This window comes from Kitasatospora sp. NPDC058243 (genome assembly GCF_042882025.1).
Lineage (GTDB): Bacteria > Actinomycetota > Actinomycetes > Streptomycetales > Streptomycetaceae > Kitasatospora.
This window is the reverse complement of the sequence record NZ_JBHVWW010000019.1, coordinates 58,800-71,524: the sequence shown is the minus strand read 5'-3', so window position 1 is coordinate 71,524 and position 12,725 is coordinate 58,800. Positions and strand designations below refer to the sequence as shown.

The following is a 12,725-nucleotide window of genomic DNA, read 5'->3' as shown; positions in this document are numbered from 1 at the left end:
TTTTTTTCCGAAAGGGCGCGAGAAAACACCACCCCCCCCCCCAACCCACCCGATGGGCAAGACCACACCCCCCCCCCCCCCCCCCCCGGGCCGGGATCAGGCCGGAGTTCAGGCCAGAGCTGAGACCTGAGCTCAGGCCAGCCGCAGCACCAGCTTGCCGGTGTTCTCCCCGCGGAAGAGCATCCCGAGGACGGTCGGGAAGTCGTCCACCGTCCCCTCCACCACGTGCTCCTTGACCTTGATCCGGCCGTCCGCGATCCAGCCCGCGAGCTCCCGGGCCGCCTCCGGGTAGCGGGGCGCGTAGTCGAACACCACGAAGCCCTCCATCCGGGCCCGCCGCACCAGCAGTGACAGGTAGTTGGACGGGCCCTGCACGGCGGTCTCGTTGTTGTACTGGCTGATCGCCCCGCAGAGCACCACCCGGGCGTGCATCGCGAGCCGGGTGAGCGCGGCGTCCAGGACGTCCCCGCCGACGTTGTCGAAGTACACGTCGATGCCGTCGGGCGCGTGGTCGCGCAGCGCCTTGCGGAGGTCCTCGGAGTGGTAGTCGATCGCCGCGTCGAAGCCCAGTTCCCCGGTGAGCAGCGCGCACTTCTCGGGGCCGCCCGCGATGCCGACCACCCGGCAGCCCTTGATCCTGGCGATCTGCCCGACCAGGCTGCCGACGGCCCCGGCGGCGCCGGAGACCACCACGGTCTCGCCCTCCTTGAGCGCCCCGACGTTCAGCAGCCCGAAGTAGGCGGTCATCCCGGGCATGCCGAGCGCGCCGAGGTACGTCGACAGCGGCGCGAGCGCGGGGTCGACCTTCAGCGCGCCCTTGCCGTCCGAGACCACGTACTCCTGGACGCCGAAGCTGCCGACCACGTGGTCGCCGACGCGGAACTTCGGGTGGTCGGACTCGACGACCTCGACCACGGACCCGGCCCGCATCACCTCGCCCAGCCCGACCGGCGGCAGGTAGGACGGCCGGTCGTCCAGCCACCCGCGCATCGCCGGGTCCAGCGACACGTACCGCGTCCGTCCCACGAACTCCCCGGGCCCGGCCGCCCCCACCGGCTCCGACCCGTGTGCCCAGTCCTCCGCCCGCACCTCCCCGACCGGCCGACGGGCGAGGCGGATCTGACGGTTGGTCGCGGTCATGACGTCTCCTGGGGGCGCGCGCGGGCCTGCACTGGAGGCCCGAGTCTAAGCAAGCGCTTAGTCATCTGACCAGTGCCCGCCCGGCGCGTCGACGTCAGCGGCCTGGCCGGTAGTAGGCGTCGAGGGGTGCGCGCGCCTCGTCGAACAGGGCCGGGCCGTCCTGGGCCACCGTCGGCCAGGCGCCCGACTGCGGGTTGAGCTCGACGAGTTGCTCGGTGGAGAGCGCGAAGACCACCCGGCCGAGGCCGGAGCGGACGATGCCGCCGGCGCACATGCCGCAGGGCTGGCAGCTGGTGTAGAGGGTGGTGCGGGCGGCCAGGTCCGGGTCGAGTTCGCGGGCCGCCCAGCGGGCGAGCTTCAGCTCCGGGTGGGCCGTGATGTCGTCGTCGCGCCGTACCGTGTTGTGTGCCTCGGCGAGGATCGCGCCGTCCGGGCCGGCCAGCAGGGAGCCGTACGGTGCGTCGCCCAGGGCGACCGCCCGGGCCGCGAGGGCGACGGCGCGCCGCAGGAGGGTTTCGTCGGCCGGGGTGATCACGATCGGTCCTTCCAGTGGGTGGCCACGGTGGTGAGCGCCTGCCAGGCCGCGCGGGGCCGACGGGTCTCCTCCGGATCGCCGTGGTAGGGGTCGAGGACGACGGTGTCCGCGCCGAGCAGCCGCAGCTGGTCGAGGTCGTCGAGGACCTGCTCGACGGTGCCGACCCCGGCGGGCCGCTCGGGATCGTCGACCGGCGCCTCGGTGATCCGCAGGGCGATGCGGGGGGAGAACCCCGGCAGCGAGTGCTCCGCCAGGATGGAGCGCATCAGGGGCAGGGGGAGCCGCAGCGGGTGCCAGGCATCGCCGAACCTGACCGCGCGCCGGATCGCCGCCTCGCTGTGGCCGCCGACCCAGACGGGCGTCGGGGCGGCGTGGCCCCCCGTCCCCGTCCCCGCCCCCGGAGTCTCCGGACGCCAGGCGTCCCGCAGCACGCCCAGGTACTCGTCGGTCAGCCGGCCGCGCGCGGCGAACGGCACGCCGAGCGCGTCGAACTCCTGCCGCGCCCAGCCGACGCCCACCCCGAGGACGAACCGGCCGCCGCTGAGCCGGCTGAGGTTGGCGGCCAGCCGGGCCGTCAGCAGCGGGTGCCGATAGGGCAGGATCAGCACGCTCGTGCCCAGCCGCAGGTCCGTGGTGAGACCGGCCAGCCAGGACAGCGTGGTGAACGGCTCGTAGAACGGCTCCGGGTACCGCACGGCCACGTCCGGGGTGATGGTCACATGGTCCGACAGCATGAGGAGGTCGAAGCCGAGCCCCTCCGAGGTCCGCGCCCATTCGCGCAGCACGCCGGGGTCCGTCCCGGGCCCGAAGTTCGGTACGTTGACGCCAAGTTGCATGGACCGAGGCTATCCCGGTGATCATGGCCGACGGAACCGAACCATCCCGGTGATCATCGCTCTCCGCCGTGGTTCTGCCGGTAGGATCGCAAAATGGCCGTGAATCTCGACGACGTCGACTGGCAGATCATCGGACAGCTGCAACGGGAGGCCCGGATCTCCCTCAGCGAGCTGGGGCGGCGGGTGAACCTCAGCTCGTCCGCCACCACGGAACGGGTGCGGAACCTGGAGACGCTGGGCGTCATCACCGGCTACCACGCCGTGGTCGACCTGGCCAAGGTCGGCTACCCCGTGCTCGCCGTCGTCCGGCTGAAGTACCCGGGCAACCGGCACGAGCCGCTGCGCCGGCTGCTCGCCGAGCGGCGGGAGCTCCTGGAGTGCCTGCGCACCACCGGCGACGACTGCTACACCCTCAAGGTCGCCGCGACCTCCATGGAGCATCTGGAGACGCTCGTGGACGAGCTGGCCGGCTTCGGCAGCACGACCACGAGCGTCGTCTACAGCCAGACGCTGCCCACCCGCGGCCCCGACCGGCCCTGAGCCGCCGCGCCCCTCGGCGCGGCCGGTCGCCGGGTCAGCCGTGCCCGGTCGAGGGCTGCCAGCCGAGGGCGGGGCCGAGGCGGGTGGCGAGGTCGGTGAGGATCTGCACGTAGTCCTGGTGGTCGAAGGTGAACGGCAGGGCGAAGGCGACCTCGTCGACCTCCTGGTAGCCGGCGTGGGCGTGCAGCCGCTCGGCGATCTCCTCGGACGGGCCGACCAGGTCGGGCGCGAACACCATCCGGGCCGGGCCCTGCGGGGCGAGGGTGCGCGGGGTGCGGGCGAGGGCGTACGCCTGGTACTTGGCGCGCTGTTCGGGGCTGGCACCGTCGGTGGGGATGACGACGAGGCCCTGGGAGACGCGGGCGCGCTCGCCGTGGGGGTGCTGGGCGCGGAAGGCGCGGATCTGGGTGCGCTGGATCTCGGCGAAGTCCTCGGACTCCCCGGGCTCCCCGGCCTCCCCGGCCTTGACGATGCTGCTGGTGAGCAGGTTGAGCCCGTGCTCGCCGGCCCAGCGGGCGGAGCGCAGGCTGCCGGCGCCGTACCAGAGCCGGGAGGCGAGGCCGGGGGAATGCGGCTGGACCCGGCGGGAGTACACCTCGATGCCCTCGGTGCCGGCGAAGTCGGAGGCGGGTTCGCCGCGGACGAGGCCGAGGAGGCGCTCGGCGCGGCCGGTCCCGAAGTCCTCGTGCTCGCCGGTGTCGGGGTGGAGCGCGCCGCGGACCCGGTCGTAGTGGGTGGGCGGGCCGACGCTGAAGCCGGGGTTGAGGCGGCCGCCGGACAGGATGTCGACGGTGGCGAGGTCCTCGGCGAGGCGCAGCGGGTTCTCCCAGCCGAGCGGGGTGACGGCGGTGCCGAGGTGGATGCGGCTGGTGCGCTGGGAGGCGGCGGCGAGGACGGCGACGGGGGAGGAGATCCCGTACTGGAGGTGGCGGTGGCGCAGCCAGGCGCTGTCGAAGCCGAGCTGCTCGCCGAGGGTGATGAGGTCGAGGGTGGACTCGTGGCCCCGGCGCGGGTCGGCCTCGTCGAACAGTCCGATGGTCAGGAAGCCGAGTTTCCGCAGCGGTCGTGGGGTCGGCGGCATGGTGGGTGGCTCCGGGTGGTGTGAGGCGGCCCCGGGAGGGCCGGGCGGGTGGTGCCCGTCGAACGTACGCAGGCGGCTCGCGTCCCCACAAGATCGGCGCGGGATCGGACATCGGCGCGCAACACGGCGCAATCCCCCCTCAATACCGACCCGGTACGGGGCGGGGGGGGGGGGGGGCGCCCCCCCCGGGGGGGGGGCGGGGGGCGGCCCCAGGACGAGCGGGACGGGTGGGACGGGGTCAGCGGTCCCAGCGGTAGAACTCGTGCGCCATGGCGTCCTTCGGCTCGCGCCAGGTGGCCGGGTCGTAGGCCTGGACGAAGGCGGTCAGCTGGTCACTGACGGACCGGAACTCCGGGTGGCCGATGACCTTGGCGACGGCCGGGCCCGGCGGGCGGTCGGCCTCGATGAGGTGCAGGTAGACGTCGCCGAACTGGAACAGGCTGCGGCCGGTGACGCCGATCAGGTGCGGCAGTTCACCCTGGTCGGACGTGGCGAACACCTCGGCGATGTCCGGTGCCGCCTCCGGCTTCATCCGGGCGACGATCAGGGCGCGGTGCATCCCGGTCACCGCTCCGCCGCCCGCTTCTCGACCTTCTCGCGGATCAGCTCCAGCTGGATCCGGGAGTTGCGGTTGATGTGGTTGACCATGCCGTGGTCGTCGACCGGGGCGGTGGGCTTCATCGCGAAGTCCTGGATCCAGCGCATCCTCGTCCCGGCCGGGACCTCCGCGTACTCCCAGCGGATGTCCATGAACTCGAACGGGCCGGGCTCGACCCGGCGGGCGCGCACCGCGAGCGAGGACTTGTCGGTGGTGCGCTCGGAGACCCAGCTCCACACCTGGCCGTTCTCGTCCGGGTGCATGGTGAGCCGGAAGCGGACGCTGTCGCCGTCGCGCTCCAGCACCTCCACCGAGGCGTACTCGCTGAAGAGGTCCGGCCAGTTCTCCAGGTCGTTGGTGATCTCCCAGACCAGGTCGAGGGGGGCGGCGATGACGATCTCGTTGTCGGTGTGTCCGGGCATCTCAGGCACCAGCTTTCGGGGAGAGGAGGGAGGTGTTGACGAGCTCCAGGAACTCGGCCGGGGTCTTGGCGGACTCGGCGCCCGAGGTGACCTTGAGGCCGTGCCGGTTCTCCAGTTCGCCGACGACGCCGAGCAGGCCGAGCGAGTCGACGCCGAACTCGTCGAACTGCGCGCCCGGACGCTCCAGGTGGAGCGGGTCGACGGTGACGCCGGCCCGGGCCTGGATCAGGGCGGCCAGCTCGGGATAGCTGAGGGTGTTGCTCACGGGGTGTCCCTTCGGTGGAATTGCGGGTGCGGTCTCAGGGCCGGTCTCCGCACCGGAGCACCAGCGCGGAGTTGGAACCCATCAGCCCGCGGCTGAGCACCAGTGCGGTGCGCAGTTCGGCCGGACGGGCGCGGCCGGTCACCAGGGCGAGGTCGTGGCTGACCTCGGTGACGTTCGGGGTGGGCGGCAGCACGCCGTCCTCCATGGCCAGGACGGCGGCCGCCACGTCCAGCAGCGGCGCGCCGCAGTAGGCCCGTCCGGTACCGGACTTGGGGGCGGTGACCGGGACGCGTTCGGCCGCCGGGCCGAGCGCGTCGGCCAGTGCGAGCGCCTCGGCCCGGTCGGCGGCCGGGACGCCGAGCGCGTCCGCGAAGACCACGTCGATCTCCTCGGGCGCGATCCTGGCCTCGTCCAGCGCGATGCGGATCGCGGCGGCCAGCCCCTCGCGGGACTCCTCCCAGCGGGAGGCCCCGGTGAAGGTGGAGCCGTGTCCGGCCAGGTGGGCCCGGACGGCGGCGCCGCGCTGCCGGGCCGCCTGCTCGTCCTCCAGCAGCAGCATCGCGCCGCCCTCGGCGGGGGCGAAGCCGCAGGCCTGCGCGGTGAACGGCAGATAGGCCCGGTCGGGCTGCCCGGCGAGGCTGACCTCCGGGTAGCCGAGCTGGCAGACCATCGAGTACGGCGCCAGCGGTGCCTCGGCGGCGCCGGCCACCACCGCGTCGGTGCCGCGCTCGATCGTGCGGGCCGCGTGCGCGAGCGCGTCCAGGCCGCCGGCCTCGTCGCTGGCGACCACCCCGCACGGGCCCTTGTAGCCGCCGCGGATCGAGATCTGGCCGGTGCTGGCCGCGTAGAACCAGGCGATGGACTGGTACGGGCCGACGAACTGCGGCCCCTGGCCCCAGAGCTGCTGGAGCTCGCGCTGGCCGAACTCGCCGCCGCCGGAGCCGGCCGCGGTCACCACCCCGACCGCGAAGGGATGTTCGGGGTCGGGGTGGAACCCGGCGTCCGCCACCGCCAGGTCGGCGGCGGCCATCGCGTAGTGCGTGAACCGGTCGGTCTGCACCAGGTACCGGCTGTCGATCGCGGCCCGCGGGTCGAAGTCCCGCACCTGGCCGGCGACGCGCAGCGGCAGCCCGTCGCAGCCCTCGCGGGTGATCCGGTCGAGGACGCTCACGCCCTGCCTGGTGGCCTTCCAGAAGGCGTCGGCCCCAACGCCGTTCGGCGCCACCACGCCGAGGCCGGTGACCACCGCCCGGCGGCCCTGCTGACGTGACGTCATGACACTCACCCCGTTCTGTTGAGCACGACGGCGGACTGGAATCCGCCGAATCCGCTGCCGACCGAGAGGATGTGGCTCAGCGGCAGCTCGCGCGCGGTGCGCGGCACGTAGTCGAGGTCGCACTCCGGGTCGGGAGTCTCGTAGTTGGCGGTCGGCGGCACCACGCCGTGGGCCAGCGCCAGGGTGCAGGCGACCACCTCGATGGCGCCGATCGCGCCGAGCGAGTGCCCGACCATCGACTTGATGGAGCTCATCGGCGTCCGGTAGGCGTGGGCGCCGAGCGAGCGCTTGACGGCGGCGGTCTCGTGCCGGTCGTTCTGCTTGGTGCCCGAACCGTGCGCGTTGACGTAGCCGACGTCGGTGCGGTCCACCCGGGCGTGGGCGAGCGCGTCGTCGATCGCCCGGGACATCTCCAGCCCCTCCTGAGTGAGGCCGGTCATGTGGTAGGCGTTGCCGAAGGTGGCGAAGCCGCCGATCTCGCCGTAGATCCGGGCGCCGCGGCGGCGGGCGTGCTCCAGTTCCTCCAGCACCAGGACGGCGCCGCCCTCGCCGAGGACGAAGCCGTCCCGGTGGGCGTCGAAGGGCCGGGAGGCGTGCTCCGGGTCGTCGTTGCGCTCGCTGGTGGCCTTGATGGCGTCGAAGCAGGCGACGGTGATCGGCGAGATCGGCGAGTCGGAGGCGCCGGCGATGCAGATGTCGGCGCGCCCCTCCTCGACGGCCTGGAAGCCGTAGCCGATCGCGTCGAGGCCGGAGGTGCAGCCGGTGGAGACGGTCTGCACCGGGCCGTGCGCGCCGGTGCGCTCGGCGACCGTGGAGGCCAGCGTGCTGGGCGCGAAGGCCCGGTGCAGCTGCGGTTCGGCCCGCTGGTGGTCGACGTCCCAGCGGGCGCCGCCGGCGCTGACCAGAGCGTAGTCGTGCTCCAGTCGGGTGGTGCCGCCGACGGCGGTGCCGAGCGAGACGGCGATCCGCCACGGGTCCTCGGCGGCCAGGTCCAGGCCCGCGTCGGCGATCGCCTCGTCCGCCGCGACCATCGCGAACTGCACGTAGCGGTCGGCCCGCTGGATGTCCGCCGGGCTCAGCCCGTGGGCCGCCGGGTCGAAGTCGACCTCGGCGGCGATCCGGGAGCGGAACCCGGTGGGGTCGAAGAGCGTGATGCCCCGGGTGGCGGTGCGGCCGGCGGTGAGGAGCTCCCAGAACGCCCGGACCCCGACCCCGCCGGGCGCGACGACGCCGATCCCGGTGACGGCGACGCGCCGGGTCACGAGGCCACCTTGGCGTGTTCCGGCGGCCCGGCGGCGCCGGTCTCCTCGGTGTCCACGTGGCCGAGCTCGGGGCGGGGGGCGAGCGGGCCGAGGTGGAACACCATCCGGGCCTCGGTGTCGCCGACGTTGCGGAAGCGGTGGCGCATGTTGATCGGGATCATCAGGCCCTGGTTGGGCCTGATCGGACGGCTCTCGCCGTCCAGGTCCACCTCCAGGTCGCCGCTGACCACGAACACGAACTCCTCGGAGTACGGGTGGTAGTGCTCGCCGATCCGCTCGCCGGGCTGGACGATCGCCAGCCCCATGAACCCGCTGGTCGCCCCGCAGGTGGTCGGGGTGAGCATGGCGCGCAGGTCGCCGCCGCGCCGACGGTTCTCCGGTGCCTCGTCGACGTGCACGATCCGTGGGTACTGCGTGGTCATGGTGTTTTCCTCCGAGAGATGCGGCTGGTTCTTCAGTTGTCCTGCGAGCTGCGGTCGGTGACCGGGTTCATGGCGCGGGCGGCGAGGGCGGCGGCGAGCCCGGTGGCGGTGCGCAGGTCGCCCTGCGGGCCGAGGTCGAGCAGCCGGCCGAGCGCGGCGGCCTCCTGGTCGCCCGCCACGCCGAGGGCGGCCGCCGGGTCGGCCTCGGCCGGCACCCGCAGGTCGACCAGGCGCACCACCACGTCCGCCCGGTGGAACACGGTGCTGGCCGCGACCGGGCCGGTCGGGTCGGCGGTGGCGAGGTTGTCGTAGTCGGCGAGCAGCTCGGCGACGGCCTGCCCCTCGCCCGGGCGGACGGGGTACAGCACGGCGTTCCGGTGCAGCCGGGCGGAGGTCGGGGAGCTGGCGATCGCCTGGTGCTTCGCCGGCAGCGCGGCCCGGGCGAAGAAGGCGCGCGCGGCCTGCGGGTCGCCCAGCTGGCGGGCCTCCTCCAGGTACGGGTTGATCGCCTCCTCGACGGCCCGCACCTCCGGCTGCATCGCCACGTGGCGCAGCGCGTCGCCGAGGTTGCCGACCACCTCGACGGCCCGGACCACCCGGTTGCCGTGCATGAACAGCGAGGTGCGGCGCAGCCGGGTGTGCTCGTCCACCTCGGCCCGGGGCGAGGCGTAGCCGGACAGGATCCGGGCCACCTCGTGCTCGCTGCCGGGCTTGACCGTGAAGGTGAGCGCGTGCCGGACCACGCCGTCCGGGCCGGGCTCGGCCTTCGGCGGGCCGACGTGCCCGGCGGGCTCGGTGCGCGGCAGGCCGGGCGGCACCTCCAGCGGGGCCCGGGTGCCGGTGGAGCCGGCCGCCGAGGTCTCGCGCAGGATGCCGTAGCGCAGCGAGCGGAAGTTGTCGCTGACGCAGCCGTGCATCGGCTTGACCATCTCGCGGTGGGCGGGGCTGTCCACCCACTCCAGGAAGGTGTCCTGGTCCTCCCACTCGCTGGTGATCAGCCACTGGCGGGGGTCGTTGATCGACTGGCACAGCTGGTCGCTGACATGGCCGGGCACCGAGGCCACCTGGTGGCGCAGCTGCTCGTAGACGTCGAGGAAGCGCTGCTGGGCGCCGTCCTGGATCTCCAGCATCAGTACCACCCGGAGCCGGGTGTCGGAGTCGGCCTGCTGCTTCCGCTGCGGTTCGGACAGAGTTGTCATGGTCCACTTTCTGCTCTGGGCCGCACGTTGCGGGCCGCGGTGGGCCGCGTCCGGGGGGTGCTCCCGGCTTGGGAGGGCGGTGCGACGGCGATCGGCCCGGTCGGTCGGCGCCAGGCCTGAAGTCGATCGTGAGCGGCGTACCGGGGTGCCGCGATATTTGCGGGCCATCCGGGCGAAGAGGCGGCACAAGCACCCTCGGGCGGGGGATGGAAGAGCGGGGCCCCCGGTCGTGCGGTCGCGTCGAGGGCGGCCCCGATCCCAGCCACCGGTCCGCTGAATCCCCTGACAGGGCGGAGCAATTGATGAATCCGAAGGTTGACGACCGGGTGCCGGTCCTGATCGTGGGAGGGTCGCTGGTCGGGCTGTCGGCCTCGCTCTTCCTCGGCCGACTGGGTGTCAGGCACCTGCTGGTCGAGAAGCACGCCGACACCTCGCATCACCCGCGTGGCCGAGGCAACAACGTCCGCACGATGGAGCTGTACCGGGTGGCCGGGATCGAGCCGGCGATCCGCGAGGCGGCGTCGGTCCTCGCCCCGAACCACGGCATCCTCCAGGCGCCCTCGCTGACCGGCGCCGAGCAGGAGTGGCTGTTCCGGGAGATCGACCCCGGCGGGCGGCTCGCCCGGTTCAGCCCCAGCTCGTGGTGCCTGTGCAGCCAGAACGACCTGGAGCCGGTGCTGCTGCGCGCCACCCGCGACCTCGGCGGCGACGTCCGCTTCAACACCGAGCTGGTCTCCTTCGAGCAGGACGCCGAGGGCGTCACCTCGGTGCTGCGCAGCCGGGAGACCGGCGAGGAGCGCCGGGTGCGCTCGGACTACCTGATCGCGGCGGACGGCCCGCGCAGCCCGGCCCGCGAGCGCCTGGGCATCGGCCAGAGCGGCCAGGGCGAGCTGTTCCACAACGTCAGCATCACCTTCCGCGCCAAGCGGCTGGCCGACGTGGTCGGGGACCGGCACTTCATCGCCTGCTACCTGACCAACCCGGAGGCGGACGGCGCGCTGCTGCCGGTGGACAACCAGGAGGAGTGGGTCTTCCACGCGCCCTGGCACCCCGAGCACGGTGAGCCGCTGGAGGCGTTCACCGACGAGCGCTGCGAGCGGCACATCCGCACCGCCGTCGGCCTGCCGGAGCTCGACGTCGAGGTGACCGGCCGGGCGCCCTGGCACGCCGCCGAGCGGGTGGCCGAGCGGTACGGCGCCGGGCGGGTCTTCCTCGCCGGGGACTCCGCGCACGAGATGTCGCCGACCGGCGCGTTCGGCTCCAACACCGGCATCCAGGACGCGCACAACCTGGCCTGGAAGCTCGCCGCGGTGCTCTGCGGGTGGGCCGGGCCGGAACTGCTGGAGACGTACGGGCAGGAGCGGCGCCCGGTCGCGCAGGTGACCAGCGAGCGGGCCTCGGCCCGCTCGGCCGAGCACAGCCACCCCGGGTACGCGGTGGTGCCGGGTGCCGGGCGGCAGACCGGGGTGCTCGGGGTGGCGCTCGGCTACCGCTACCCGGTGGGCGCGGTGACCGGGACGGACCCGGCGGGCGCGGTCGTCCCCGAGAAGTTCGAGTCGGCCGGGGAGCCGGGCAGCCGCGCCCCGCACCAGTGGCTGCTGCGGGCGGGCGTGCGCCTGTCCACGCTGGACCTGTACGAGCAGGCGATGGTGCTGCTCACCGGCCCCGAGGGCGCGGCCTGGCAGGCCGGGGCGCGGCGGGCGGCCGACCGGCTGGCCGTCCCGCTGGACGCCTACCGGATCGGCGGCGGCGCCGAGGACGACCTGGCGCCGGAGCCGGGCGCGGACTTCGCGGAGTTGCACGGGATCGGCCCGGCCGGCGCCGTGCTGGTCCGGCCGGACGGCTTCGTCGCCTGGCGCTCGACGGGCGCGGCGGACGACCCGGAGGCGGAGGTCGCCGGGGCCCTGCGGGCGGTGCTGAGCCTGTAGGGCGTGGCCGACAACGGGACCTGCCCGCCGGTTTCGCAACCGGCGGGCAGGTCTTCGTGTGTGTGGGGCGGATGCGGCCGGAGCCGCCGTCCGGCGGCCGTCGGTCAGGGTGAGGCGAGGTCGGACGGGTCGGTGTTGGCGCCGCACAGGAGGACGGCGACCCGCTCGCCCTCCGCGTGGTCGAGGGCCGCCAGGGCGGTGGAGGCCGCGTACTCGACGGCGATGCGGTGGTCCTCCCAGAGCCGGCGGCGGGCGCGCACGATGGCCTCGTCGTCGACCAGGACGGACCGGACGCCCTCGTGGCGGGCGGCGTGGACGGCGAGGGCGGTGGCGCGGCGGGCGCCGAGGGCGTCCTGGGCCACGGAGGACACCGGGACGTCGACGGGGTGGCCGGCGGCGAGGGCGGCGTGCAGGGCCCGGCTGCCCTCCGGCTCCACCGCGACCACCCGGACGCCGTGCTCGCGGGCCGCGACGGCCACCCCGGCGAACAGCCCGCCGCCGCCTACCGACACCACCACCGTGTCCAGCCCGGGGACCCGGGCGCGGATCTCCTCCAGCACGGTGCCCGCGCCGGCGGCGATCAGCGGGTGGTCGTAGGCGTGCGAGGCCAGCGCCCCACTGGCCGCCGCGAACTCCTCGCAGGCCGCCAGCGCCTCCGCGTACTCCCGGCCGACCAGCCGCACGTCGGCGCCGTACGAGCGCAGCCGCGCCAGCTTCACCGGGGAGGCCGTCTCGGGCAGGAACACCGTGGCGCGCACGCCGAGCTCGCGCGCCGCCCAGGCGCAGGCCAGCCCGGCGTTGCCGCCCGAGGCGATGGTGACCCCGGCCTCCGGCAGGGTGCCCGCCTCGGCGTGCGCGAGCAGGAAGTTCTGCGCGCCGCGGGCCTTGAAGCTGCCGGTGTGCTGAAGGAACTCCAGCGCCAGCCAGGTCCGCCCGTGGTCGTCCCCGGGGGCGACCGCGACCGGCCGCACCCTCCCGGCGATCCGCTCACCGGCGGCCTTGACCTCGTCGTACGTCAATCGGTCCATCGTGCCTGCTCCTCAAGCCGGGTGCGTCGCCTCTGGGCTTGACGGTACGTCGCGGGCGCGGGACGAGGAAAGGATCACGGTCGGGGGGAAACAGGGAGAGGAGCCGGGGTCGAAAAAAAAAGGGGGGGGGAGGGGGGAGACAAGGGAGAGGGAAACGGGGGAAGGGGGGACGGGGGGGGGGGGAGGGAGGGCA

The 12,725-nt window shown here is 74.1% G+C and carries 14 protein-coding genes; 2 read left to right on the top strand and 12 right to left on the bottom strand.

Translation table 11 applies throughout. The features are described 5' to 3' along the window. Positions 1 to 132: 132 nt before the first annotated feature. The 3 genes from ACFVX9_RS15530 to ACFVX9_RS15520 all read right to left on the bottom strand — a co-directional run bounded on the left by ACFVX9_RS15530 (position 133) and on the right by ACFVX9_RS15520 (position 2,511). Positions 133 to 1,140, bottom strand: coding sequence for an NADP-dependent oxidoreductase (locus ACFVX9_RS15530; protein WP_387982009.1), 1,008 nt, complete (start codon positions 1,138 to 1,140; stop codon positions 133 to 135). A 94-nt stretch (positions 1,141 to 1,234) separates the two neighbouring features. Continuing rightward, complete coding sequence (locus ACFVX9_RS15525) at positions 1,235 to 1,675, bottom strand: nucleoside deaminase (RefSeq protein ID WP_063345918.1); 441 nt, start codon at positions 1,673 to 1,675, stop codon at positions 1,235 to 1,237. After that, positions 1,672 to 2,511: a TIGR03619 family F420-dependent LLM class oxidoreductase gene (locus ACFVX9_RS15520; protein ID WP_387982007.1), complete on the bottom strand. Its 840-nt coding sequence runs from the start codon at positions 2,509 to 2,511 to the stop codon at positions 1,672 to 1,674. The genes ACFVX9_RS15525 and ACFVX9_RS15520 overlap by 4 nt, the downstream gene beginning before the upstream one ends. Before the next feature lie 93 nt (positions 2,512 to 2,604). Between ACFVX9_RS15520 and ACFVX9_RS15515 the strand changes: the two genes are divergently transcribed. Beyond that, entirely contained in the window at positions 2,605 to 3,051 is a 447-nt protein-coding gene (locus ACFVX9_RS15515; protein ID WP_380486213.1) for an Lrp/AsnC family transcriptional regulator, read from the top strand. Between the two features lie 34 nt (positions 3,052 to 3,085). Here ACFVX9_RS15515 and ACFVX9_RS15510 read toward each other — a convergent pair whose 3' ends face one another. From ACFVX9_RS15510 to ACFVX9_RS15475, 8 genes are all read right to left on the bottom strand, one after another. Then, positions 3,086 to 4,132, bottom strand: coding sequence for an LLM class flavin-dependent oxidoreductase (locus tag ACFVX9_RS15510; protein ID WP_387982004.1), 1,047 nt, complete (start codon positions 4,130 to 4,132; stop codon positions 3,086 to 3,088). Positions 4,133 to 4,370: 238 nt separating this feature from the next. After that, positions 4,371 to 4,691, bottom strand: a complete 321-nt coding sequence (locus tag ACFVX9_RS15505) for a TcmI family type II polyketide cyclase (RefSeq protein ID WP_063351612.1) — start codon at positions 4,689 to 4,691, stop codon at positions 4,371 to 4,373. 5 nt (positions 4,692 to 4,696) lie between these two features. Then, complete coding sequence (locus ACFVX9_RS15500) at positions 4,697 to 5,152, bottom strand: SRPBCC family protein (RefSeq protein WP_063350292.1); 456 nt, start codon at positions 5,150 to 5,152, stop codon at positions 4,697 to 4,699. 1 nt (position 5,153) lies between these two features. Further along, positions 5,154 to 5,417: an acyl carrier protein gene (locus tag ACFVX9_RS15495; RefSeq protein WP_063350293.1), complete on the bottom strand. Its 264-nt coding sequence runs from the start codon at positions 5,415 to 5,417 to the stop codon at positions 5,154 to 5,156. A gap of 34 nt (positions 5,418 to 5,451) precedes the next feature. After that, complete coding sequence (locus ACFVX9_RS15490; protein ID WP_380372220.1) at positions 5,452 to 6,693, bottom strand: beta-ketoacyl synthase N-terminal-like domain-containing protein; 1,242 nt, start codon at positions 6,691 to 6,693, stop codon at positions 5,452 to 5,454. 5 nt (positions 6,694 to 6,698) lie between these two features. Then, entirely contained in the window at positions 6,699 to 7,955 is a 1,257-nt protein-coding gene (locus tag ACFVX9_RS15485; protein WP_380486955.1) for a beta-ketoacyl-[acyl-carrier-protein] synthase family protein, read from the bottom strand. Then, positions 7,952 to 8,377 carry a cupin domain-containing protein gene (locus ACFVX9_RS15480; protein WP_350879141.1) on the bottom strand — a complete coding sequence of 142 codons (426 nt, stop codon included), beginning with the start codon at positions 8,375 to 8,377 and terminating at the stop codon, positions 7,952 to 7,954. Before ACFVX9_RS15480 ends, ACFVX9_RS15485 begins: the two co-directional genes overlap by 4 nt. 32 nt (positions 8,378 to 8,409) lie before the next feature. Next, a complete protein-coding gene (locus ACFVX9_RS15475) occupies positions 8,410 to 9,576 on the bottom strand; it encodes a SchA/CurD-like domain-containing protein (protein ID WP_380486953.1) in 1,167 nt (388 codons plus the stop codon). A gap of 206 nt (positions 9,577 to 9,782) precedes the next feature. Here ACFVX9_RS15475 and ACFVX9_RS15470 point away from each other — a divergent pair, with 206 nt between their 5' ends. After that, on the top strand, positions 9,783 to 11,504 hold the full coding sequence (locus ACFVX9_RS15470) for an FAD-dependent oxidoreductase (protein WP_387982001.1): 1,722 nt from the start codon (positions 9,783 to 9,785) through the stop codon (positions 11,502 to 11,504). A gap of 104 nt (positions 11,505 to 11,608) precedes the next feature. Here the strand turns inward: ACFVX9_RS15470 and ACFVX9_RS15465 are convergent, their stop codons facing one another. Continuing rightward, on the bottom strand, positions 11,609 to 12,532 hold the full coding sequence (locus tag ACFVX9_RS15465) for a serine/threonine dehydratase (RefSeq protein ID WP_387981999.1): 924 nt from the start codon (positions 12,530 to 12,532) through the stop codon (positions 11,609 to 11,611). Between the last annotated feature and the right edge of the window lie 193 nt (positions 12,533 to 12,725).

Bases quoted from the DNA above. Each gene is read 5' to 3' on its own strand.
- ACFVX9_RS15530 (WP_387982009.1), bottom strand. From the start codon at position 1,140: ATGACCGCGACCAACCGTCAGATCCGCCTCGCCCGTCGGCCGGTCGGG.
- ACFVX9_RS15520 (WP_387982007.1), bottom strand. From the start codon at position 2,511: ATGCAACTTGGCGTCAACGTACCGAACTTCGGGCCCGGGACGGACCCC.
- ACFVX9_RS15515 (WP_380486213.1), top strand. From the start codon at position 2,605: ATGGCCGTGAATCTCGACGACGTCGACTGGCAGATCATCGGACAGCTG.
- ACFVX9_RS15510 (WP_387982004.1), bottom strand. From the start codon at position 4,132: ATGCCGCCGACCCCACGACCGCTGCGGAAACTCGGCTTCCTGACCATC.
- ACFVX9_RS15505 (WP_063351612.1), bottom strand. From the start codon at position 4,691: ATGCACCGCGCCCTGATCGTCGCCCGGATGAAGCCGGAGGCGGCACCG.
- ACFVX9_RS15500 (WP_063350292.1), bottom strand. From the start codon at position 5,152: ATGCCCGGACACACCGACAACGAGATCGTCATCGCCGCCCCCCTCGAC.
- ACFVX9_RS15490 (WP_380372220.1), bottom strand. From the start codon at position 6,693: ATGACGTCACGTCAGCAGGGCCGCCGGGCGGTGGTCACCGGCCTCGGC.
- ACFVX9_RS15480 (WP_350879141.1), bottom strand. From the start codon at position 8,377: ATGACCACGCAGTACCCACGGATCGTGCACGTCGACGAGGCACCGGAG.
- ACFVX9_RS15475 (WP_380486953.1), bottom strand. From the start codon at position 9,576: ATGACAACTCTGTCCGAACCGCAGCGGAAGCAGCAGGCCGACTCCGAC.
- ACFVX9_RS15470 (WP_387982001.1), top strand. From the start codon at position 9,783: ATGGAAGAGCGGGGCCCCCGGTCGTGCGGTCGCGTCGAGGGCGGCCCC.
- ACFVX9_RS15465 (WP_387981999.1), bottom strand. From the start codon at position 12,532: ATGGACCGATTGACGTACGACGAGGTCAAGGCCGCCGGTGAGCGGATC.